The sequence below is a fragment of the Lyngbya sp. CCAP 1446/10 genome (assembly GCF_026130175.1).
Classification (GTDB): Bacteria; Cyanobacteriota; Cyanobacteriia; order Cyanobacteriales; family Microcoleaceae; genus Microcoleus.
Map to the genome: position 1 here is coordinate 68,940 of NZ_JAIGNI010000028.1, position 20,181 is coordinate 89,120.

At 43.9% G+C, this 20,181-nt stretch carries 27 protein-coding genes and 1 pseudogene; 15 read left to right on the top strand and 13 right to left on the bottom strand.

Annotation, left to right across the window (positions count from 1 at the left end; translation table 11 throughout):
* Positions 1–1,212: 1,212 nt before the first annotated feature.
* Positions 1,213–2,166: pseudogene (locus K4039_RS13515) on the bottom strand (ABC transporter ATP-binding protein); the annotation flags it as partial.
* Positions 2,167–2,664: 498 nt separating this feature from the next.
* Here K4039_RS13515 and K4039_RS13520 point away from each other — a divergent pair.
* Entirely contained in the window at positions 2,665–3,261 is a 597-nt protein-coding gene (locus K4039_RS13520) for a hypothetical protein (RefSeq protein WP_265235705.1), read from the top strand.
* A 23-nt stretch (positions 3,262–3,284) separates the two neighbouring features.
* Entirely contained in the window at positions 3,285–3,662 is a 378-nt protein-coding gene (locus K4039_RS13525) for a hypothetical protein (RefSeq protein ID WP_265235706.1), read from the top strand.
* An 84-nt stretch (positions 3,663–3,746) separates the two neighbouring features.
* On the opposite strand, the gene K4039_RS13530 is transcribed toward K4039_RS13525, so the two are convergent.
* The 3 genes from K4039_RS13530 to K4039_RS13540 form a co-directional block, all read right to left on the bottom strand.
* Positions 3,747–4,394, bottom strand: a complete 648-nt coding sequence (locus K4039_RS13530) for a Uma2 family endonuclease (protein WP_265235707.1) — start codon at positions 4,392–4,394, stop codon at positions 3,747–3,749.
* A gap of 107 nt (positions 4,395–4,501) precedes the next feature.
* Positions 4,502–6,145 (bottom strand): trypsin-like peptidase domain-containing protein, encoded by a 1,644-nt coding sequence (locus tag K4039_RS13535; RefSeq protein WP_265235708.1) that lies wholly within the window; start codon positions 6,143–6,145, stop codon positions 4,502–4,504.
* 161 nt (positions 6,146–6,306) lie between these two features.
* Positions 6,307–6,513, bottom strand: a complete 207-nt coding sequence (locus K4039_RS13540; RefSeq protein WP_265235709.1) for a hypothetical protein — start codon at positions 6,511–6,513, stop codon at positions 6,307–6,309.
* 189 nt (positions 6,514–6,702) lie between these two features.
* Between K4039_RS13540 and K4039_RS13545 the strand changes: the two genes are divergently transcribed.
* Positions 6,703–7,050: a DUF2442 domain-containing protein gene (locus tag K4039_RS13545; RefSeq protein ID WP_265235710.1), complete on the top strand. Its 348-nt coding sequence runs from the start codon at positions 6,703–6,705 to the stop codon at positions 7,048–7,050.
* Positions 7,051–7,154: 104 nt separating this feature from the next.
* Here the strand turns inward: K4039_RS13545 and K4039_RS13550 are convergent, their stop codons facing one another.
* Positions 7,155–7,853, bottom strand: coding sequence for a pirin family protein (locus K4039_RS13550; protein ID WP_265235711.1), 699 nt, complete (start codon positions 7,851–7,853; stop codon positions 7,155–7,157).
* Between the two features lie 116 nt (positions 7,854–7,969).
* Here K4039_RS13550 and K4039_RS13555 point away from each other — a divergent pair, with 116 nt between their 5' ends.
* Together K4039_RS13555 and K4039_RS13560 are read left to right on the top strand one after the other, a co-directional pair.
* A complete protein-coding gene (locus tag K4039_RS13555; RefSeq protein ID WP_265235712.1) occupies positions 7,970–8,308 on the top strand; it encodes a helix-turn-helix domain-containing protein in 339 nt (112 codons plus the stop codon).
* Positions 8,309–8,379: 71 nt separating this feature from the next.
* Positions 8,380–8,778, top strand: a complete 399-nt coding sequence (locus K4039_RS13560) for a DUF4112 domain-containing protein (protein ID WP_265235713.1) — start codon at positions 8,380–8,382, stop codon at positions 8,776–8,778.
* A gap of 64 nt (positions 8,779–8,842) precedes the next feature.
* Here the strand turns inward: K4039_RS13560 and K4039_RS13565 are convergent, their stop codons facing one another.
* A complete protein-coding gene (locus K4039_RS13565) occupies positions 8,843–9,877 on the bottom strand; it encodes a low specificity L-threonine aldolase (protein WP_265235714.1) in 1,035 nt (344 codons plus the stop codon).
* A gap of 79 nt (positions 9,878–9,956) precedes the next feature.
* Between K4039_RS13565 and K4039_RS13570 the strand changes: the two genes are divergently transcribed.
* The 8 genes from K4039_RS13570 to K4039_RS13605 all read left to right on the top strand — a co-directional run bounded on the left by K4039_RS13570 (position 9,957) and on the right by K4039_RS13605 (position 16,433).
* The gene (locus K4039_RS13570; protein ID WP_190662874.1) at positions 9,957–10,169 is read left to right on the top strand and encodes a DUF2997 domain-containing protein; all 213 of its coding nucleotides are present in this window, start codon (positions 9,957–9,959) and stop codon (positions 10,167–10,169) included.
* Positions 10,170–10,180: 11 nt separating this feature from the next.
* Positions 10,181–10,963, top strand: a complete 783-nt coding sequence (locus tag K4039_RS13575) for a nucleotide exchange factor GrpE (RefSeq protein WP_265235715.1) — start codon at positions 10,181–10,183, stop codon at positions 10,961–10,963.
* 20 nt (positions 10,964–10,983) lie between these two features.
* The gene (locus K4039_RS13580; protein ID WP_265235716.1) at positions 10,984–12,582 is read left to right on the top strand and encodes an Hsp70 family protein; all 1,599 of its coding nucleotides are present in this window, start codon (positions 10,984–10,986) and stop codon (positions 12,580–12,582) included.
* Positions 12,583–12,687: 105 nt separating this feature from the next.
* Positions 12,688–13,545, top strand: a complete 858-nt coding sequence (locus K4039_RS13585; protein WP_265235717.1) for a bifunctional class I SAM-dependent methyltransferase/HIT family protein — start codon at positions 12,688–12,690, stop codon at positions 13,543–13,545.
* A 185-nt stretch (positions 13,546–13,730) separates the two neighbouring features.
* Positions 13,731–14,300 (top strand): hypothetical protein, encoded by a 570-nt coding sequence (locus tag K4039_RS13590; protein ID WP_265235718.1) that lies wholly within the window; start codon positions 13,731–13,733, stop codon positions 14,298–14,300.
* Between the two features lie 18 nt (positions 14,301–14,318).
* Positions 14,319–14,579 (top strand): hypothetical protein, encoded by a 261-nt coding sequence (locus K4039_RS13595; protein ID WP_265235719.1) that lies wholly within the window; start codon positions 14,319–14,321, stop codon positions 14,577–14,579.
* Entirely contained in the window at positions 14,561–16,072 is a 1,512-nt protein-coding gene (ilvA, locus tag K4039_RS13600) for a threonine ammonia-lyase, biosynthetic (RefSeq protein ID WP_265235720.1), read from the top strand. Before K4039_RS13595 ends, ilvA begins: the two co-directional genes overlap by 19 nt.
* Positions 16,073–16,181: 109 nt before the next feature.
* Entirely contained in the window at positions 16,182–16,433 is a 252-nt protein-coding gene (locus K4039_RS13605) for a hypothetical protein (protein ID WP_265235721.1), read from the top strand.
* Here K4039_RS13605 and K4039_RS13610 read toward each other — a convergent pair.
* The 3 genes from K4039_RS13610 to K4039_RS13620 all read right to left on the bottom strand — a co-directional run bounded on the left by K4039_RS13610 (position 16,430) and on the right by K4039_RS13620 (position 17,509).
* Positions 16,430–16,834: a hypothetical protein gene (locus K4039_RS13610; RefSeq protein WP_265235722.1), complete on the bottom strand. Its 405-nt coding sequence runs from the start codon at positions 16,832–16,834 to the stop codon at positions 16,430–16,432. The genes K4039_RS13605 and K4039_RS13610 overlap by 4 nt on opposite strands.
* Positions 16,835–16,839: 5 nt before the next feature.
* Positions 16,840–17,055, bottom strand: coding sequence for a hypothetical protein (locus K4039_RS13615; protein ID WP_265235723.1), 216 nt, complete (start codon positions 17,053–17,055; stop codon positions 16,840–16,842).
* Positions 17,056–17,188: 133 nt separating this feature from the next.
* Positions 17,189–17,509, bottom strand: a complete 321-nt coding sequence (locus K4039_RS13620; RefSeq protein ID WP_265235724.1) for a hypothetical protein — start codon at positions 17,507–17,509, stop codon at positions 17,189–17,191.
* 278 nt (positions 17,510–17,787) lie between these two features.
* On the opposite strand from K4039_RS13620, the gene K4039_RS13625 reads away from it, so the two are divergent.
* Positions 17,788–18,294 (top strand): hypothetical protein, encoded by a 507-nt coding sequence (locus K4039_RS13625; protein WP_321161607.1) that lies wholly within the window; start codon positions 17,788–17,790, stop codon positions 18,292–18,294.
* A gap of 107 nt (positions 18,295–18,401) precedes the next feature.
* Positions 18,402–18,608: a hypothetical protein gene (locus K4039_RS13630; RefSeq protein WP_265235725.1), complete on the top strand. Its 207-nt coding sequence runs from the start codon at positions 18,402–18,404 to the stop codon at positions 18,606–18,608.
* A gap of 219 nt (positions 18,609–18,827) precedes the next feature.
* Here K4039_RS13630 and K4039_RS13635 read toward each other — a convergent pair whose 3' ends face one another.
* From K4039_RS13635 to K4039_RS13645, 4 genes are all read right to left on the bottom strand, one after another.
* Positions 18,828–19,100 carry a hypothetical protein gene (locus tag K4039_RS13635; protein WP_265235726.1) on the bottom strand — a complete coding sequence of 91 codons (273 nt, stop codon included), beginning with the start codon at positions 19,098–19,100 and terminating at the stop codon, positions 18,828–18,830.
* Positions 19,085–19,282, bottom strand: a complete 198-nt coding sequence (locus tag K4039_RS13640; RefSeq protein WP_265235727.1) for a hypothetical protein — start codon at positions 19,280–19,282, stop codon at positions 19,085–19,087. Before K4039_RS13640 ends, K4039_RS13635 begins: the two co-directional genes overlap by 16 nt.
* A gap of 250 nt (positions 19,283–19,532) precedes the next feature.
* The gene (locus K4039_RS29945; RefSeq protein WP_375339804.1) at positions 19,533–19,655 is read right to left on the bottom strand and encodes a type II toxin-antitoxin system ParD family antitoxin; all 123 of its coding nucleotides are present in this window, start codon (positions 19,653–19,655) and stop codon (positions 19,533–19,535) included.
* A gap of 148 nt (positions 19,656–19,803) precedes the next feature.
* Positions 19,804–20,118: a hypothetical protein gene (locus K4039_RS13645; RefSeq protein ID WP_265235728.1), complete on the bottom strand. Its 315-nt coding sequence runs from the start codon at positions 20,116–20,118 to the stop codon at positions 19,804–19,806.
* Positions 20,119–20,181 lie beyond the last annotated feature (63 nt).

Consider the following 20,181-nt stretch of genomic DNA (forward strand, 5'->3'; position numbering starts at 1 on the left):
GAGCAGATTTTCGACAATCGGTTCTGATTGAGAAGGCTCGATCGACTCTACCGTTTCGACAATGAGCAGATTTTCGACAATCGGTTCTGATTGAGAAGGCTCGATCGACTCTACCGTTTCGACAATGAGCAGATTTTCGACAATCGGTTCTGATTGAGAAGGCTCGATCGACTCTACCGTTTCGACAATGAGCAGATTTTCGACAATCGGTTCTGGTTGATAAGGCTCGATCGACTCTACCGTTTCGACAATGAGCAGATTTTCGACAATCGGTTCTGGTTGATAAGGCTCGATCGATTCTTGTCTTTCTACATTTTCCAGAAAATCTACCACTGGCTGCATTCCTGGTTCTAAATCGCTTATTTCCTCTGGTGTTTCTGTAATTGGTTCCGATTCTGGTTGAGAATAGTCGATCGACTCTACGGTTTCTGAAACTTCTAGATTTTGGACAATCGGTTCTGGTTGAGAATAGTCGATCGACTCTACGGTTTCTGAAACTTCTAGATTTTGGACAATCGGTTCTGGTTGAGAATAGTCGATCGACTCTACGGTTTCGACAACTGGTTCGGATTCTGGTTGAGAAAGTGCGATCGACTCTTCTGTTTCTACAACTTCTAGATTTTCGACAACTGGTGCTGGTGGAGAAGGTTCTATCGGGGGTCTCTCACTTTTGTAAAAAATGTTTTTTATAAAAGTGAACATCCTGCTTGCTTGTTTAGATATCTGTAGCGAGTCAGATGATCGGGTTTCTGTGACACCCAAACTGAGATGGTTCCCTTTTATCGGCTGTACGGTTTCTGCAACTGGTTCTGATTCTGGTTGAGGATCTTCTCTCAACTCTACGGTTTCTGCAACTGGTTCTAATTCTGGTTGAGGATGTTCTATCGGCTGTACGGTTTCTGCAACTGGTTCTAATTCGGGTGCAGAATCATAAAGCAACTCTTCAGTTTCTGTAACTGGTTCCGATGCTGAATGAGAATCATAGAAAGACTCTTGTTTATCTGAAACTGGCAGATTTTCCGCGATGATCGTCGGTTGTGATTCCGATTGATGAGAATCCGCAATCGGTTGTGATTCCGATTGATGAGAATCCGCAATCGGTTGTGATTCCGATTGATGAGAATCCGCAATCGAATCTTGAATTTCTGTGACTTCTTGGAGATTTCGATCGACCTCCGGTTCGCTGTGCACCAGAAGATTTTCTTCCGGTTTTTTTTCAGCCGCTGTCAGCCTTAAAAACACATCTTCCAGAGTAGCGCGAGAGCGACGCATTTCACATAGTCCGAATCCAGAGGCGATAATAGCTGTAGCAATTTCTCGTCCCGGTTCTATGTCAGATTCGCACAATGCCCGCAGGCAGTAGCGACTGGCTAAAAATTGCTGGCTGGGAATCAATTCGATCGATCGAACTCCCGGCACATTTTCCAAAGAAGGCAACAGCAGACTGTTTACCAATTCCGCTTCGCCTTCAACTTCGAGATCGTAACCTTCTCCGGCGGCCAACTCTCCCATCAAATTTTCGGGAGTCCCCGCAGCGACGATTCTACCGCGATTGATGATGGTGACGCGGTTACAAGTCATGCTGACTTCCGGCAGAATGTGGGTCGAAAGGATGATTGTGTGTTGGCCGCCGAGGCTTTTGATTAAATTGCGGACTTCGATAATTTGTCGCGGGTCGAGGCCGACGGTTGGTTCATCTAAGATAATAACTGGTGGATCGTGGACGATCGCCTGCGCGATACCAACTCTTTGCTTAAATCCTTTGGAAAGTTTGCGGATTAAGATTTTGCGTTTTTCAACGAGGCCGCAGCGTTCGATCGCGGAAGTAACTCGTCGCGCGCGATCGCCCGCAGGTACTTGCTTAATCCGCGCCACAAAAAACAGAAACCCTTCCACAGTCATTTCTGGATAAAGCGGCGGGTTTTCCGGTAGATAGCCGATGCGTTGTCTGACAGCCATCGAGTTTTCGTGAACATCGAGGCCGGCGATGCGGGCAGTACCGCTGGATGCGGGCAAATATCCCGCCAAAATCCGCATGGTTGTGGTTTTGCCAGCGCCGTTTGGCCCCAAAAAACCGAGAATTTCTCCTGATTCGACCGAAAAGGACACGTCCGCGATCGCTGCGGTCGAACCGTAAGTTTTGCTTAAGTGTTCTACTTCAATCATTTTTTCCGAAGCCAGTCGATTTTAGATTTTAGATTTTAGATGTGACTCAACCGCTTGCGCGCTCTACGTCTTAGCACGCGAGCAGTGCGGGTCTATCGAATTTATGGCGCAAATTTTAATTTGATTTTTTCTTTTAGTGTAGTCCGACCGTAACCAAATCTATCATAAGTGTCGATCGTACCAGAGAAACTGGCTGCAAGTTTTCCGCTGGTACTCTGTCGTTTTTTAATGTTGAGTCTGCTTTTATCATTTTGATAATTTTAGCTAAGTGCTAAAAAATTTAACCAGGAGTTGACAAAATCACCAATTTCTGATGCTTCTGTAAAAACACTTAAACAAGTGGGTTCGGATTCAAAATTAAACTAAAAATTACTTGAAATCTAAATTTGCTATGTAGAGTTTTGAAGGTAGTGATATAATTCTTAAACACACATAAGATTTTACTTAATCATTTGCAAAATCTACATTAGTTAATAAGTGAATGAAAAGGCTTAAATTATGGCTTCGACTCAGCCTCAACGAAAAACTATTAGACTCAAAGGATCTAAATTATATTTTAGTAGAAGAGCAGTTAGATTGGGAAATGCTGTCTATCTGGTTCGTAATATTACTGGCTTTAGAGTTACTGAGGCTGACAGTATCACCACCATAAGAAATAAGAATTTAGTGCCATTTGAATTTATAATTTTCATGTGTCTAGTGGGATTATTTTTGCTTTCTAGAGACTCTAGTTTAACATGGGTAATCGGAATAATTATACTAATAATACTGTCTTTGATATATAATGCGGTCAGACCAAAAACTTACGAAATACTCACTATAGAATATGTGATTGAAGTATCTTTTGTTTCAGGAGACAAAGCAAATATTTTACTATTGAATCACAAAAAAGTTGCCAGCGATGATAAATTTTTGGAAGATGTAGTTTCAAAATTGTATAAAGTTTTAGATAGTAATGACGAGAGAACTTACGTAGTTAATATCGAAGATAAATCTATCACAATTGACCAAAGTAGATCCTCATTTGGTGTTGGCTATTCTGAAATCACGACTGCTCAGCAAATAGGTGTTACAATAGAGAACAGACAACAATAGTTGGTGATTAGTACGGAAATATTATGTCAGAACGCAAAACCGATCAAAGCCAATCCTCATTTGGGGTGGGAATCAGCAATACTGTTAACTCTCAGCAAGTAGCTGGAACGATTCACAATTATTACTCACCTGAACAAAGGCAAACTCTTGCCGAGGCCGCCAAAGAAATCCAACAGCTTTTAGATCAGTTATCTCAGACATACCCAACAACAACGGTTGCTGAAAAATCAGCAGTTGCTGCAAAAGCTATGGAAGAAATTGAAAAACAGCCCGACGTGAAGAAAAAGGTACTTAAAGCTTTGAAAGCGGGTGGAGTAGCAGCGCTAATGGAATTTACAAAGAATCCAATTGTAAACATTCTGACTCCAATGCTTCAAAGTTTACTGGATGAAGGTGAGTAAGCCTTAATATCCTGATTATATAAAAAGTGCGATCGCCCTTCCTTTACCAATGAGTAAGGGAGAGCGCTGACTATGCTACATCAATTACTGCTGCTGAAATTGAGCCAACAACCAAGCCCCTACCTGTGCTTGGTCTTGAGTCCGACTTCGGCGCAAGGCTTCTTCCAGCAAAGCAATAGTTAATCCTGGCAAAACTTCGGATTGCACAAGCCGCCGACTGCCATTATCAGCAATAATCGCAAAGGCAAGAATTTCTATTTTTTTTACGTCTATTACCCAGTATTCGGCGACTTTTAGTTCTTCGTAAAGCAATCGTTTTTGACCAATATCATCAGCCAAAGTTGAGTCAGCAACTTCGATGACTAAATCTGGCGGCGGGGTAACATCAAGACTTGCGATCGCGGTTCCGCTCGGTGCTAATTTAGCTCTTTCTCCAATGTAGTATGATACGTCTGGCTGACACTCTCGAACTCCTGTTTGCCGGTAGCTACAGTTATCCAAACCATTGAGAGAAATACCTTTGATAGTGCCAAATAAATTAACAGCAAAGACTAGAATTGCATTGTCGCGTGAATGATCCGGCCCTACTGACATAGTTTCAATCCTCATTTGTCCGTTGCGGTAGTAGCATTTAGCTTTTTTGTAAGCCTGGTTATCTACCATCTCGATAAATTCTTCCCACCTAGCTACTACCCAGGTATCTGTTGGCAATTTTGTCTTTAGTTCGCTCATGATTTTTTTGTTATGCCAAATATCTATTATATAACACCGATCGAACACAAACCTTTCTCCTACATCTCCTCCTCTGCGCCCTCTGCGCCCTCTGCGGTTAAAAAATCTTAACTCCTTTTCCAAATCTTAATTTCCCCCAACCAACCCGCACTCACAATAGTCTTAGCATCTGCACTAATTGCCACAGCAGTAACATAACCCGAATGTCCGCTCAAACTACCCCTCAATTCGCCCGATCGCAAATCCCACAATTTCACGCTCTTATCCCAACTCCCAGTAACCAATATACTCCCATCCCGACTGATTGCCACAGACCAAACTCCGTCAGTATGCCCACTCAAACGCCGAATTAACTGCCCATTTCCGACATTCCATAACCCAACAGTACCGTTGCTGTTTCCCGCAGCCAAAGTTTTGCCATCGGGAGTAAAAGCCAGGGACAAAACAGACAAATTCTTGCCGCCAATCGTGCGAATTGCTGCACCTGTCGCTAAATTCCACAACCTAATTGAACCATCTTTGCTGCCGCTAGCTAAAGTTTTGCTATCGGGACTGATTGCAACAGCATTCACCAGTCCAGAATGCCCGGTTAAAGTCCGCAGCAATTCCCCAGTTTTCGCATTCCAAATCTTAATCGTTTTATCCCAACTGCCGCTGGCGATAAACTGACCGTCGGGACTGACGGCAACACTCGAAACAGCCCCAGAATGCCCGCTCAAAGTGCGTATAACCGCGCCTGTTTCTAAATTCCAAATTTTTACAGTTTTGTCATCGCTGCCGCTAGCTAACACTTTTCCGTCCGCACTCGCAGCCAGTGCATTTACGGCTTCTGCGTGTCCTTGCAGGGTAGTTTTTAATTGCCCGCTGGGAAAATTCCAAACAGAGATTGTACCGTTGCTATTTCCTGTGGTAAAATAAGCGGAAGCAAGAGTAAGGGAACTGATAACTTCTGAAGGCGCTTTGAGGGTATTTGTGGCGGCAAAGGCGATCGCACTTCCAGACTTCCGAGGCGGATTATTAACAGGAGTTTTCGGATTTGTGGCTGTTGGCGATTGGGGAAGTGCAGGTAGTGAAATAGTCGATCGCCATTTCATGAAAGTATTGATTTCTATCCCCGCCGCCACGATTTTATCCGAATTTTCCTCTAACCTAACAATGCCGTTAATTGCGACAACTCGCCCCGCATCGTCGAGCACTGGCCCGCCGCTCATCCCCGCTCTCACTAAGTTATTGTATACCAAAGTATAACCGTTCCAGGGAGTTTGGCGGCCGGTAAGCTGACCTTCGGTAGCGATGAAAATCGGCTGTCTCAGGGAACCGCCGGATGTCGGCCAGCCCGCGACAATCGCCTTTTTTCCGGGAGTTGCTGGGGAATTTGCCAATTGAGCGAGGCGGTAGCTTTGAGGGCTGCTGAAGGGGACGATCGCTAAATCAGCACCGGGCATTCGCCGGATGAGATTGTATGATACAGAGTGAGCTTTGCCGTCGGGAGTTACAACTTCGTAATCGCCTGCTTTATCGACAACGTGCCAGTTTGTGAGGATATAGTATGTGCTACCTTGTTTCTCTAAAATTACTCCTGAACCGCCTTTTGGCCCCTGGATGCGCACGGTAATTTGTTTGGCGACGGTTTTTACTGCGTCGGCGGTTAAGGCTAGGGCGATTTGAGGTGATGTGAGTGGAATTAGGGCGATCGCACTTAGGGCGATCGTAGCACTCAAAATAGCCGGAATTGTTCTGCTGTAGTTCATGATTGTGTCAATTTAACATACCCACATATCAACGGACGGATCGGTTTTCCGGTTTGTGGCGCGTTGACGGTTGAGCATGGCAGAGTGTTTGGGCGATCGAACTTTCGACATTCGCACAAGCCTCAAAATATTTGACACAGCCCTCTGGCTAGCAGAAAAATTTAGAATCGGGAACCGCACCTAGACTCAACAATAGCAACTGGCTGATCTCTATTCTTTTCTCGGCAAATCAGAATTTGAGCCAAACGCTGCTCGGAATATGCCCCATTAGCCATCCAGCCGATGGGTGCGCCCGCCATCGCGCCTACTGCTAAACCAGTGATCAGGCTCAAAACAAGATGCTTTCGGGCGATCGGCTTTTGTTGCATAAAAATTTATCCTCAGCATTTACCCTTAGCAAAAATAGCATAAATAAAAGTTACTGTCTTCCTCCTATTTACTTATTTCCTAAGTAGTAACCCATGATTAAGTATCATGTTCTTCACAGTCCGTTTAACACAATCTCATGCGGCAATAATCAAATATCCAAAATTAACCAAACCGATGGCAAGAAATATATGGTATTTAGAAAATGGCAAAAAGAATTAACTGAGGAAAATCTCCTAGCTCAAATAGCAAAAGCCAAAGAAGCATGGAAAAACGCTGAGGCTAAAGAACCCCGCGCCGAATCCGTGCAGTATAACCAGTCGGAAGATTTAATAGTTATCAAACTGAAAAACGGTGCTATTTTTTGTTTTCCTCCAAGCCTTGCACAAGGCTTAGAAGGTGCTTCACCAGAACAACTTGCTGATGTTTGGCTGCCGCCTTCTGGCAGCAGCGTACACTGGGAAAGCTTAGATATTGATTTTAGCATTCCCGAACTTCTAGCAGGTATTTTTGGGACAAAATCTTGGATGGCTGATTAATTTATTAGTCCGCGAAGGCGGACTTTGTTTTTGTAGTAGCGGTTTCAACCGCCGAGTAATTTCAAATCCCCGACTCCAATAAATCGGGGATTTCGCATTCAATTCTATGCCAAATCAAACAGCAAAAATTCCGCATCTTCCGCCGCTTCAATCGTCAACTCAGCCTCATCACTAACCGCCGCCGCGTCCCCATTTTCTAAAGGCAAACCGTTGAGCAAAACCGAGCCGCGAGCAACTTGCACCCAAGCATGGCGATTTGGCTGCAAAGCATGAGAAACTCGCGAATTTTTATCCAAAACAGCCGCATACAAATCGACATCTTGATGCACTTTCACAGCACCATCTCTCGCATCTCGCGCCGCCACTAAGCGCAGTTTTCCGTGCCTTTCTGCTACGGGAAAATCCCGCTGTTCGTAACTTGGCTGCAATCCTTTTGTATCCGGTAATAGCCAGATTTGCAGCAAATGAACTGGCTCAGTTTGCGAGTGATTGAACTCGCTGTGCTGGATACCCGTACCCGCAGTCATTCGCTGCACTTCACCGGGTTTTATTGCTGCACCGGTTCCCAAACTGTCTTTGTGTTCTAATGCTCCTTCCAGTACATAGGTAATGATTTCCATGTCGCTGTGCCCGTGAGTCCCGAAACCTTTTCCAGGGCTAATCACATCCTCATTAATTACCCGCAAAGATCGAAAATTCATATAATTTGGATCGTAATAGTTGGCAAACGAAAATGTGTGGTAACTGTCCAACCAACCGCGATTAGCGTGTCCTCTTGCTTCACTTTTTCTGACGGTAATCATTTTCTGAATCCTCAGTGAAATTTATCGGGTATTTCTTTGATGTTTTTATTTTAAACCGAGTCAAGCTATTATGGGAAGTACGCACTTAAAAGTGCGGTACTTACCAAAAAGATACTATGCAAGTCCAAGAAGTAAAGGTCGATCGAGCAAATTGCCCTGTAGAACGCACTCTAGAGGTGATTGGCGGGCGCTGGAAAGTCTTGATTCTGCGGGAGTTGTTTCAAGGAGTGAAGCGCTTTAACGAGCTGCAACGAGCTGTCAACGGCATTACTCAGAAGATGCTGACGCAGCAACTGCGGGAAATGGAGTCAGACGCGATCGTACACAGGGAAATTTACCTGCAAGTTCCGCCAAAAGTTGAATATTCGCTAACGCCTTTGGGCGAAAGTCTCAAACCGATTATTGATACTATGCACGAATGGGGAATTAAGCATATTAGCGAAGATCGAGAATGAGCGGTTTCTAGATGTTTTTTTTCCGTCTTCCGACAGATTTCAAATTTTCAACCTAGTTCAACAATCATAATATGAACAAAATAGAGCGTCTCGCCACCCTCAACCGCATCCGCAAACTCAGCCGCCTGATGGATACCGCCATTGGCATCCCCGGCACTAAATTTCGCATTGGTTTAGACCCGATTATCGGTTTAGTTCCGGGTGCTGGGGATATCGTAGATACCGCGTTTTCCGCCTACCTAATTTACTTAGCAACTCAATTCAACATCCCCCAAAAAACTTTAGGGAAAATGATTTACAATATCGGTCTAGAAGCCGTGGTTGGTTCAGTACCTTTAGTCGGAGATATCTTCGATGCTTTTTATAAATCCAACATGAGAAATCTGGCGCTTTTAGAAGCACATATCGAAGTAGAGGAACCGGAATTAATCGCAGTTGCAGAACCTATTCCTGAACCTATTAAACTGTAGGTTTGTAGTGAGGACTTTAGTCCTTAGATTTTCAGAAGGACTAAAGTCCTCACTACAAATCCTTTTAAATATTATGGGAAAGCTCGCCCCTACAAAAATCCACGAAAGCATTAACATCTTCTTCTTTAGTATTAAAAGCTGTTACCAGTCTGACAGTAGATTTATCCCATCGATAAAACTGAAAACCGTGATTCAAAGCTGCTGCAATCAGGGATTCTGAAAGCTGCATAAAAATCTCGTTAGCTTCGACTGGATGGCAAAACTTGACTTTCTCAACTCCTGCCAAACCTTGCGCTAACTTAGCTGCCATATTATTGGCATGAGCCGCATTTTTTAGCCATAAATCATTCGTTATATATGCTTCTAACTGCGCCGACAAAAACCGCATTTTGGAGAACAGATGCCCGCTGCGCTTGCGGTAAAAAGGGAAAGTTTCTGCCAATTTTTGATTGAAAAACACCACAGCTTCCGCAGCCATCGCCCCGTTTTTTGTCGCTCCAAATGAGAGGATATCCACGCCGGCGCGCCAAGTAATATCCGCAGGATCACAGCCCAAACTCGCAACAGCATTGGCAAAGCGAGCACCATCCATGTGCAGGTGCAAATTGTGGCTGCGCGCAACTTCCGAAATCTGGGAAATTTCCGCTGGATTGTAGACAGTGCCTGCTTCTGTGGCTTGAGTGATACTGACGGCTGCGGGCTGTACGTGGTGGACGATTCCTTTGCCAGCGTGATCGACTATTTCACCTAAAGTCTCTGCCTTGATCTTAGCATGATCTCCAGTTAATGTTACTAACTTTGCGCCGCCAGTAAAAAACTCCGGTGCGCCGCATTCATCCAGATTAATATGAGATTCTGCGTGACAGTAAACAGCCCCGTAAGGAGGAGTCATCACCGCCAGGGCTAGAGCATTAGCAGCGGAACCGGTTGCTACAGGAAAAACAGTCACTGATGTCTCGAATAAATCGGAGAATTTAACTTGCAAACGCTCTGTATATTCATCATCTCCGTAAGACATCACTGCACCGCAATTAGCCGCTGCAATCGCCGCCATAATTTCCGGTGCAACCCCGGTTGCATTGTCGCTACAAAAATTCATTGGAATAATCGGTAAACACAATCTATAATATAACTCAACAGTCAACATTCGATGATCAAGCATTAAGCCAAGAGGAACTATGGCAGAGTACCGCCAAATAGAATATCGCATCGGCAAAGACGGCAAAATTACCGAAACCGTCCTCAATGCCACCGGTTCGAGTTGCACCGAAACCACTGCCGGAATTGAAAAAGCTCTCGGAAAAGTAGAATCTCAAGATTTGCTGCCAGAATACTACCAAGGTGAAGAAAATTTGACCGTTGAACAAACGCAGACTTTAAAACAAGTTTAGAAAATTTAACAATGTTCTATCTCCTCGATGCAACGGTTGATGTAACAATAGTGTCTCCTTTCAGCCTCGCCCTAGCTGTTGGGGGCATTTTTCTAATTTTAGTCTACGCTTATGCTGCATCGGATGCCGGAGATGCGATCGAGTTTAAGTACGATACAATTCTGCGGGAACGCATGAATCAGCTAAATATCGTCGATTGGCAAGACTTAGGCGAGAAAGCCGGCTTAAGTCGCTTCGGAGTGCGCTTAGTGCGACAGGGAGACGTGGGAAAACTCACGGTAGACCAACTGCGGCGGCTGGCAACAGTGCTGAATTTGAATTTCCCAGAATTCGATCGCACTCTGAGCGCACTGCCCCTATCGACTACAATCACAACTAATCCCAGCGAAATCGAAGAATTGAGACAACAGTGTTTCCGGCTGCGCGAAGAATTGCAGCAGCAAAAAACTCAAATAACTACTGATTTTCGTCGCGCTACCTTTGAACAGTTACAAACTTTGTTAACCAGCTATCCTGCCGCCCGGAAAATGGCAGAAGCCAAGCCGAATATGCCCGCCAAAAATCTCTCTGCTCTTTTTACTCCCTTAGAAAATCTCTTGTCAAGTTGGAATTTTGAAACAATCGGTTTAGCTTGGGAACAAGTGAGCTATAATCCGCAGTTGCACCAGCCAGATGTTGAGGATATCACAGAAGGAGAGTTAGTTTATATTCGCTTTGTTGGTTATCGAGATGGTGAGCAAATTCTTGCTCCTGCTAAAGTTAGTCGCAGCCTTCCAGTCGGAATAACAAATTAAATTTATAATCTAAAATCGACATGACTACAGTTGCAATTGACTTCGGCACCAGCAACACGGTTGTCTGCATTCTCAACCCGGACACGCAAACACCCGAAACTTTGAGATTGGGGGAAATGTCCCGGATTTTTAAAACGAATAAATCGAGTGAAGATGTCCGAGAAATACCTGTAGTTCCGACTTTGGTATTTGTGAAAAATACTGGTGAGTTGGTATTGGGAGAAAAAGTGCGAGCGCAACGTTTAGGACAATCCCATCCCGACCGTTTTTTTAAAGCTTTCAAACGCGACTTGGCAGCCGATTTTCAGCCACCAGCCCGCAATCTCGACGGCGAAACCTACACAGCCGAATCTGTAGCAGAACAGTTTATCAAAACTATCTGGAAACAATTATATCAGCAAAATATACAGCCAAAAAAAGTAATTTTTACAGTACCCGTAGGAGCCTTTGAGCGATATTTAGATTGGTTTCGCGACTTAGCAGAAAATTTGGGAGTGTCGGAAATTCAGCTAATAGATGAATCCACAGCGGCAGCCCTGGGATATGCCGTAAAGCGCCCCGGTTCTTTAGTTTTAGTAGTCGATTTTGGCGGTGGGACTTTAGATTTAAGTTTGGTTCGCACTGCGCCTCATTCCTCTGTCAAAAATAGCCAATTTCAAAGTCAGAATTTAATGTGTGCCGAAGTCTTAGCAAAATCCGATGCTTATGTTGGTGGCGAAGATATTGACATCTGGATTGTTGAAGATTATTTGCGGCAAATTGGTTCGTCGCGGGCCGAAGTTGGTGGCCTTGGCTGGCAAAATTTATTGGAGATAGCGGAAAAGTTAAAGATTCAAGTTTCTCAAGTTAATCAGGCTAAGGAAAGTTGGTTTGACGATGAAAATTTCATGTCTTACGACTTGCAGTTAAACCGATATCAGCTTGAGGAAATTCTGGAATCACGGCAGTTATTAGAACAGTTACGGGAAGCTTTAGATGAAGTGCTGAGTATTGCGCTGGAAAAAGGTATCGGTAAAGCAGATATTGAACGGATTTTACTGGTAGGTGGAACTTCTTTAATTCCGGCTGTGTCTAATTTAGTGGTTTCCTATTTCGGGCGGCAAAAAGTTAAAACTGACAAGCCTTTTGAAGCAGTGGCGCACGGTGCTTTAGCGCTGACACAATTAGTGACTGTTGATGATTATTTGCGACATAGCTATGCAATTCGCATCTGGGAACCTTACGCTAAAACTTATGCTTATTCGCCGATTTTTAGCAAAGAAATCAAGTATCCTTGTCAAAGTTCGGAGGAGTTGACGCTGCAAGTTGCTATTGAAGGACAAAGGGAAATTCGGTTAGATATTGGGGAAGTTGCGGAGGTGTCGCAAGCGGAGGTTATTTTTAACGAAAAAGGGCAAATGACAAGCAGTTTGCTCAACAAACACAGCGAGTTTCGTTCTTTGGAAAGCCACCATCAGCAGGTTTGTGTGGCGCATTTGAATCCACCGGGAGTGTTGGGGATTGACAGGGTTTCGGTGGGTTTTGAGGTGGATGAGAGGCGGGTTTTGTTGGCTACGGTGCGGGATTTGGTGACTGGTGAGGTGTTGGTGGATCGAGGGGCGATCGCCAAACTGCAATAATGATACAATTTTTAGATAGAATTTGGCGATTGAAATCGCTTGTTGTCAAACAAAGTCCGCCGGTGCGGACTGAAGAATATCGATTTAAATCAAGTTTATGTCGCCATGAAAAAGCAACAAAATAAATTCAGCCACCTGACGGCAATCGAAAGGATTTACCTATCATTTCCAGCTAAATTTTTATTAGATCAAAATTTGCTGCAAGGTAAAGTCTTAGATTTTGGATGTGGCTTCGGCAACGATGTTAAATTGTTGCAGCAAAAAGGCTTTGATATTGCAGGTTACGACTATTATTATTTTCCAGAATTCCCCGAAGATAAATTTGATACTATCATTTGCTTTTATGTTTTGAATGTCTTGTTTCCCGAAGAACAAGCGAATGTGCTGATGGAAGTCTCACACCTGTTGAAACCCGGAGGTAAAGCGTATTTTGCAGTGAGAAGGGATATCAAAAAAGAAGGCTTTCGAGAACATTACGTCCACAAAAAACCTACCTATCAGTGCATTGTCAAACTTCCGTTTAAATCTGCCCTCTTAAATGAGTCTTGCGAAATATACGAGTATGTGCATTACAACCATCAAAGAAATTCAACTAATAACTGCATATTCTGCAATCCGCACAAAAATCTAACTTTACTCACCGAATCAGCAACAGCTTATGCGATGTTTGACGGTTATCCTGCCAGCCAAGGTCATGTTTTAATTATTCCCAAGCGTCACGTTGCTAATTATTTTGAGCTACCGTTCAGGGAACAATCGGCTTGTTGGTTTATGGCTAACAAGGTGCAAGAAATGTTAATTAAAGAGTTTCAGCCTGACGGTTTTAATGTGGGAATCAATATTAATAAACAGGCTGGTCAAAGTCGCAGTCACGCGGCTATTCATGTTATCCCGCGTTACAGGGGCGATGCGGCTGGGAATAAAGGTGGCATTAGGTGTGTGATTCCCAAGCATGAAAAATAAAAGTTAGGGAATTGTGAAAGGATTTTTTTACCGCAGAGGCGCAGAGAACGCAGAGGAATAGAGAAGAGAGGGATTTATAATTTTTGTAAGGATTTTTATATTTGAGCAAACGGTGAGTCAAATAAGGTTAAAATGTGTTTGCCAAGTCTCAAACTACACATTAGCAGTAATTTGGTGTTCTGTTTATGTCTAAGCGCAAAAAGCAAGAATGGCTCAAGGAAACTCTAGAGCTTAAAGAAGACCACAATTGGAAATCAAAGCCTGGAACTCGCATCTTTGTAGCAGGAAGAGGTGCAGTTCGTTTTGATGTCCCGGAAGATTGGCATTTTGAACCGGATACAAAGTCGTTTCGGTTTACGGATAAGAAACCGCCGGATGATGATTGTTGTTTGGAGGTTTCGTTTAATTTGTTACCTCCTGGTAATTGGGGAGAATTTCCGCTGGTGCCGCTCTTACAGAAGATAGTGGAAGATGATACCAGAAATCCGATCGATCCTGGGGATATTATCCAATTGAAGCGGCAAACGGCTCGGGTTGTTTGGACTGAATTTAAGTTTATCGACCCTCCAGAACAGCGGGAAGCTTATTCGCGAATTTGTATCGGACTGGGTTCTAATGTTCAGTGTTTGATTACTTTTGACTATTGGGTTGATGATGCTGAACGTTTGACTCCTGTCTGGGATACGGTGATGGATTCGTTGGTTTTGGGTTTGTTTATTACTGACCCCAGAACGGGTTTCGCACGTCCAGATTAGGTTTGGGGAAAGTGGCAAGTGTCAGGACTAAGTATCATCTCGATCGTCGCCGAACGATCGCTCTTTATCTCGGTTTTAGGGCGATCGCACTTTCGGCACGTCAAGCTTTTAATTGATAATCAAATTATTAGTAAACTAAATCGGTTTGCCCGATCGCCCGATCGCCAATTCCCCGAAGCCGATCGCCATTCCCCGCAAAATACTAACACAAATACACTACAATTATCCCACCATCCGGCATCAACCAACCTGCTAACCCCATGCTTTGCGATTACCTAGTACAAATCCTCACCGCCCGCGTCTACGATGTTGCCCAAGAAACACCCCTAGAAGTCGCCCCCAATTTATCAACGCGGCTCAACAATAAACTGCTGCTGAAACGAGAGGATATGCAGTCTGTGTTTTCCTTTAAGCTGCGGGGCGCGTACAACAAAATGGCGCAACTGTCGCCGGATTTGCTAGCACAAGGTGTCATCGCAGCTTCCGCCGGCAATCACGCCCAAGGAGTCGCCCTCGCCGCCCGCCACCTGGGAACTCGCGCGATTATCGTCATGCCCGTAACAACGCCGCAGGTGAAGGTTAATGCGGTGATAGCGCGGGGTGGAGAGGTGGTTCTACAGGGGGATACTTACGATGATGCCTACGCTTTTGCGCGCCAATTAGAGGCGGAAAAAAACTTAACTTTTATTCACCCTTTTGACGATCCGCACGTAATTGCGGGACAGGGTACGATCGGCATGGAAATTCTGCGGCAACATCAAAAACCAATTCATGCGATTTTTGTGGCGATTGGCGGCGGTGGATTGATTTCGGGAATTGCGGCTTATATTAAGCGGTTGCGGCCGGAAATTAAGATTATTGGTGTGGAACCTGTGGATTCCGATGCGATGAATCAATCGCTGAAAGCTGGTAAACGGGTGCGTTTGTCCCAGGTGGGTTTATTTGCTGACGGCGTTGCGGTGCGGGAAGTTGGGGAGGAAACTTTTCGGCTTTGTCAGCAGTATGTGGATGAGATTATTTTGGTGGGTACGGATGATATTTGTGCGGCGATTAAGGATGTTTTTGAAGATACGCGATCGATCTTAGAACCTGCTGGCGCTTTGGCGATCGCCGGTGCGAAGGCTTACGTGGAACGGGAACAAATCACAGGAGAAACATTAATTTCTGTTGCTTGTGGCGCGAACATGAATTTCGATCGCCTGCGGTTTGTAGCAGAAAGGGCAGAGTTTGGCGAACGTCGGGAAGCAATTTTTGCAGTCACAATTCCCGAACAGCCGGGAAGTCTCCGCAGATTTTGCGAGTGTTTAGGTAAGCGCAATTTGACTGAATTTAGTTATCGAATTGCGGATGAAAAAGCAGCACATATTTTTATCGGTGTGCAAATTCAAAACCGCGCTGATGCGGTTAAAATAGCGGCAAGTTTTGAAGATTGTGGCTTTAAAACTTTGGATTTAACTGATGATGAATTAACTAAGTTGCACTTGCGGCACATGGTGGGCGGCCGTTCTTTTCTGGCAAAACATGAACTGTTTTACCGCTTTGAATTTCCCGAACGTCCGGGTGCGTTGATGCAGTTTGTGGGTTCGATGAGTCCTAATTGGAATATCAGCGTTTTTCACTATCGGAATAATGGGGCTGATTACGGGCGAATTGTGGTGGGGATACAGGTGCCGCCGGATGAGATGCAGGAGTGGCAGGCTTTTTTGGATACGCTGGGCTATCAGTATGGGGATGAGAGTCAGAATCCGGCTTATAAGCTTTTTTTGGCGTAGGTTTTTGGGGTGGGTTTTGGGGTGGATTTTGGGGAAAGGGCGATCGCCCAAAACTATCGAATCTCGAATTACAATGGGTAAAGAAGTCTAGCAAGGAAAATGCCAGATTATGACTGTCCGAGAAGAACTAATCCGCGAGATTGAGCAAACATCAGATGATGTACTTGAGGTGCTATTGAGTTTTTTGCGTCAGAGGCGTTTGTCAAAATCGGAGGGTTTTGGGGCGATCGAGTCTGCTGAGATTTCGAGTGCTGAATTGACGGTACAAAAGCATTATCCTCTGCGCGGGATGCCACTGGCGATCGCTGAGGATTTTGATGCGCCTTTGATTCTGAGTGATGAGCGAGTAGGTGGATATTAACGTTTTGGCTCAATATCGAACTCAAGCCGAGAACGATAAAAGTGAACATCAAATTCTAAGAAGAAATTTGTCTGTCCCAGAATCAATGATACGGTGTCACTTTTGGCCCAAGCAAATACTAATCTTACCGGAGCAAACTCCGCTATTTCAGCCATGAAAAATACTGGCATCGCTGGTTGATTACCAATGTTACCTGCCAGTCGAATGATGGCTTTGCTGTCATCCCAAACCAAGCCAAGCTGAATTCCTATTTGGTAAGGCAATACATTCACGGTTGCACCGCTGTCTACTAACCCAACAACTTCGACTCTCTGGTTATTGTGGCGCAGAATCAAGGGAATGCGCGGTAGGCTGTCAAACTCATCTTGAGAGGGGTCATTGGTAGAGTATTGGAATCGCATAATACTCAGTTTTCGTTGTGGTTAGCCAGATTTATTGACTGCATCAAAGCTGCACCAGCACCAAAGGTATCGTAGGGAGTTGGTAGGTAGTAAATCTTGTAAGGTTCCAAAGGAAAAATATCCTCACTTATATCTTCTTCCGCCATTAGAATGCGGATCAACTCTCGTTTATCGATCGCAGACAGTTGTCTGATGGTAGGGAGTAATTCTGTTAGTGTCATCGGTTGTTTTCCTGCGATGCGTCTATGTTAACGGTAGCAGGTCAACGCAGTATTTGCAACTTCCAGGGGAGTTTGACAGAAATTGGGGCGATCGCACTTAGTTTTGTTCGTAAGGGCGATCGCCCTTGAAAATTTATTGACAATGGCGACAGCTTGAAGCACTTACAACTACACCATCAATGTATCTCCAAACAACCGGAATCATGGTTTCATCATCTACCTCTGAGGAGTGAACGAAAGAAGTGACTAACTTCCGCTCCACTTGAATCATATCTTTTGGTAACTCTACAAATCCCTTGTTCTCTGTGTGCATATGCGGCATACATACCCCAAGATTGTATTTGGCAAGTTGTTTGATGATTTCTTGCACTTCTCCAGTATCAATCGCTTTTTGTGCAATTTGCAGACTTTCTGGCAGATTATTTAGCGTTTTATCATCAATTTTTGTTTTCATACTTTATCTCCTTTTTTCAGAACTAATGAAAAGATGCTTTTTGGGCTTTTGACTTGTCGTTGCATCTGTCAAAGAGAGCAGCTCATAATTTTGCAAAGCTAGATACCAACTATGCGCTAATAAGCAACTGCTCCCACTCTTTGCCTATGCTAAACCGATTGCTCAAAACTGAAAAGCGGAAAAAGGCGGATTTTTGTTAAATATTTGTAATCATCGGATAAACACGGAATAATACGGATAAAGTCGGTTATAATAACTCATGTCCTCCCACATCTCGGATGATGCACGTTCACGAAGTATTGCAATTTATAGAAAAAGCTGTCTACGCCAAGACAGGCCAACGTCTAAATGACTTGCAGCGCGAAATTATTGAGGGAACGCTGAAGCGCAAAAAGTATGATGACATTGCAGAAGATTGCGGTTGTTCGGCAGGTCATGTTAAGGATGTCGGTTACGAGCTTTTGCAAATGTTATCTGATGTCTTTGATGAACCAGTTGATAAAAAGAATCTGAAATCAGTTTTAGAACGGCAAGGTAATCTGAATATTTCTTTGGGTGATAAAAGTATTAATAGTAATATAATTGGCTGCATCAACATGGGTTCGGAACCGTCTACTCCTACCCCAGATAAAAGTCAGCCCGAAACACCTGACTTTCATGGCAATAATCGAGCTAATTTTGAAAAAATTGGTAAATTACGGCAGTTTGGCTTGAGCGCTGAGCAAATTGCAGAGGTGCTAGAACTACCCTTGGATATGGTTAAGCAGGTGGATTTTGAGGAGTAAGTCTGCGCTATTTGCGAATTTTAGTCGATCGCACTTAGTGTCTTTGTTATAATCGTCGAAGGTTGCCCGATCGCAGTAAAATAAAATATCGCCACATATTTTAAGCTATGAACACACAACTCATTGAATCCTTAGTACAAATCATTCAGACACTTTCAGAAGAGGAGCAATTGCTAATAAAAGCAAAATTGTTTAGCAACATCCCCTATCCTTCCATTGTGGAAATAACCCAGTTAGCCCAAAGCGGAGGAGCCTTTCAATCCCTGCAAGATGAGCCTGATATTTACACCATTGAAGATGGAGAGCCAATTTAGTGAAGCTAAAGAAAGGAGATATTTCAAGCGTTGTGCATAATTCCCAGAAACCGGGTTTCTTCCGAGATATCTCGCCACCCAACCTAAATTTCGTAAGAAACCCGGTTTCTGACGCTTTGCATACTTCCCAGAAACCGGATTTAGGACTAGATATCTCGCTACATACCTAAATTTATTAAGACAATTTCTGTCCGAAGTATTGATAATATTCAGTCTGCGCTATTTGCGATCGAGTATCGCATCATAATTACCATGAGAACCTATCCAAAACCACAAAACCCCTTCGGGCTTGTCAAAACCTAACGCTCTGTAGTTTCTGCCTACTCTCACCGACCATAAACTACCAATCCGCTTGAAGTGCAGTGATGGATGCTTTGAATCCACCTTGAGTAATTCATAGTTTTTGTCCGCCAGTTCTTGAATTTTTATCGGCAGTTGACGGTAAAGTTCCCAAAATTCAGGCGTTGTGAAATGCGTCAAATTTCCTGACATTTTCCTTCATTAAATGCTTTTTCTGCTTGTTGAATCAAAGAGTCTAATTTGCCTGCTTTTAGATCCTCTTCGATTTGTTTATCCCACAGGGACTCTTGGAAGTTGTCAAGCCATTCGAGAAACTCTGCGAGTTCATCTTGTGAAAGTTGCTTCACCGCTGTCTGTATCTCTGTAATACTCATAGGTAAATAGCTTGTTTATTCCTATTTTAGCTCGTAATTATTAGGTACTATATCATAACAGCTACACCAATGGATATTATTGGTAGTGAAATAATCAGCAATTTCATTGAGATCCTGGGTGGCGAGAACGTTGATCAGATAGCGTTTCATTGTTGACTCTCGCGTGCTTGCCGAAAGCGATCCAAAATCCCTACAATAAAGGTTTCGCCATCAATCGGTGGAGTATGTTCGGAGACGGCGACAGCAGCATCTATTTTAACTCGTACAGATTCGATCCATTCCCGATCGCCCTGATCTCATCCAACAATCGTAAGGCAACTTCCAGCACTTCTTGCGCCGATCGATATTTGCCAGTTTCTAGCTTAGTTTGGATGAATTGCTCGCTTGCTGCTCGTCAGAGTAATACTCATGTTCGTTCTTTACCCGTTTGCTCTAATTCTATCCCATTCATCAATTTTCGTGATCGCAAGCACCGATCAGCGCGATCGCCCTCTGATTCAGCCAGTGGCACAATCTCAACCTTAAAATTCATATTTTTGCTGCATTTCTCGTGCAAACTGACTCAGAGGGCGAGTAACTCCCGCGTTGAGTTCTTCAAAACCTTGCTGGATACCTGCAATTGTTTCCAGTTGTTCGATCGACTCGCGCAAGTTTACACGAACGATTTTACCAGGATCGAGAAAGGTAACGAGCACCTGCGCGCGATCGCTCACATCAGACGGGACATCCGTTAGTTCAATTTGTCCGTTCTGATAAACATTTTCAACGGTTCTTAGGAATGAAAATTTAATAACTTTAGCGTTGGTTAAATAGTCGGCACTGCACGATAATTCCATTTTGGTAGATATTCATCAAAAATAATTTTCATTGTTTCTTTAAATCCATTAGCTACTTTTCGA

Bases quoted from the DNA above. Each gene is read 5' to 3' on its own strand.
- K4039_RS13520 (WP_265235705.1), top strand. From the start codon at position 2,665: ATGGCTTCGACTCAGCCTCAACGAAAAACTATTAGACTCAAAGGATCT.
- K4039_RS13525 (WP_265235706.1), top strand. From the start codon at position 3,285: ATGTCAGAACGCAAAACCGATCAAAGCCAATCCTCATTTGGGGTGGGA.
- K4039_RS13530 (WP_265235707.1), bottom strand. From the start codon at position 4,394: ATGAGCGAACTAAAGACAAAATTGCCAACAGATACCTGGGTAGTAGCT.
- K4039_RS13535 (WP_265235708.1), bottom strand. From the start codon at position 6,145: ATGAACTACAGCAGAACAATTCCGGCTATTTTGAGTGCTACGATCGCC.
- K4039_RS13540 (WP_265235709.1), bottom strand. From the start codon at position 6,513: ATGCAACAAAAGCCGATCGCCCGAAAGCATCTTGTTTTGAGCCTGATC.
- K4039_RS13545 (WP_265235710.1), top strand. From the start codon at position 6,703: ATGGTATTTAGAAAATGGCAAAAAGAATTAACTGAGGAAAATCTCCTA.
- K4039_RS13550 (WP_265235711.1), bottom strand. From the start codon at position 7,853: ATGATTACCGTCAGAAAAAGTGAAGCAAGAGGACACGCTAATCGCGGT.
- K4039_RS13555 (WP_265235712.1), top strand. From the start codon at position 7,970: ATGCAAGTCCAAGAAGTAAAGGTCGATCGAGCAAATTGCCCTGTAGAA.
- K4039_RS13560 (WP_265235713.1), top strand. From the start codon at position 8,380: ATGAACAAAATAGAGCGTCTCGCCACCCTCAACCGCATCCGCAAACTC.
- K4039_RS13565 (WP_265235714.1), bottom strand. From the start codon at position 9,877: ATGAATTTTTGTAGCGACAATGCAACCGGGGTTGCACCGGAAATTATG.
- K4039_RS13570 (WP_190662874.1), top strand. From the start codon at position 9,957: ATGGCAGAGTACCGCCAAATAGAATATCGCATCGGCAAAGACGGCAAA.
- K4039_RS13575 (WP_265235715.1), top strand. From the start codon at position 10,181: ATGTTCTATCTCCTCGATGCAACGGTTGATGTAACAATAGTGTCTCCT.
- K4039_RS13580 (WP_265235716.1), top strand. From the start codon at position 10,984: ATGACTACAGTTGCAATTGACTTCGGCACCAGCAACACGGTTGTCTGC.
- K4039_RS13585 (WP_265235717.1), top strand. From the start codon at position 12,688: ATGAAAAAGCAACAAAATAAATTCAGCCACCTGACGGCAATCGAAAGG.
- K4039_RS13590 (WP_265235718.1), top strand. From the start codon at position 13,731: ATGTCTAAGCGCAAAAAGCAAGAATGGCTCAAGGAAACTCTAGAGCTT.
- ilvA (WP_265235720.1), top strand. From the start codon at position 14,561: ATGCTTTGCGATTACCTAGTACAAATCCTCACCGCCCGCGTCTACGAT.
- K4039_RS13605 (WP_265235721.1), top strand. From the start codon at position 16,182: ATGACTGTCCGAGAAGAACTAATCCGCGAGATTGAGCAAACATCAGAT.
- K4039_RS13610 (WP_265235722.1), bottom strand. From the start codon at position 16,834: ATGCGATTCCAATACTCTACCAATGACCCCTCTCAAGATGAGTTTGAC.
- K4039_RS13615 (WP_265235723.1), bottom strand. From the start codon at position 17,055: ATGACACTAACAGAATTACTCCCTACCATCAGACAACTGTCTGCGATC.
- K4039_RS13620 (WP_265235724.1), bottom strand. From the start codon at position 17,509: ATGAAAACAAAAATTGATGATAAAACGCTAAATAATCTGCCAGAAAGT.
- K4039_RS13625 (WP_321161607.1), top strand. From the start codon at position 17,788: ATGATGCACGTTCACGAAGTATTGCAATTTATAGAAAAAGCTGTCTAC.
- K4039_RS13630 (WP_265235725.1), top strand. From the start codon at position 18,402: ATGAACACACAACTCATTGAATCCTTAGTACAAATCATTCAGACACTT.
- K4039_RS13635 (WP_265235726.1), bottom strand. From the start codon at position 19,100: ATGTCAGGAAATTTGACGCATTTCACAACGCCTGAATTTTGGGAACTT.
- K4039_RS13640 (WP_265235727.1), bottom strand. From the start codon at position 19,282: ATGAGTATTACAGAGATACAGACAGCGGTGAAGCAACTTTCACAAGAT.
- K4039_RS13645 (WP_265235728.1), bottom strand. From the start codon at position 20,118: ATGGAATTATCGTGCAGTGCCGACTATTTAACCAACGCTAAAGTTATT.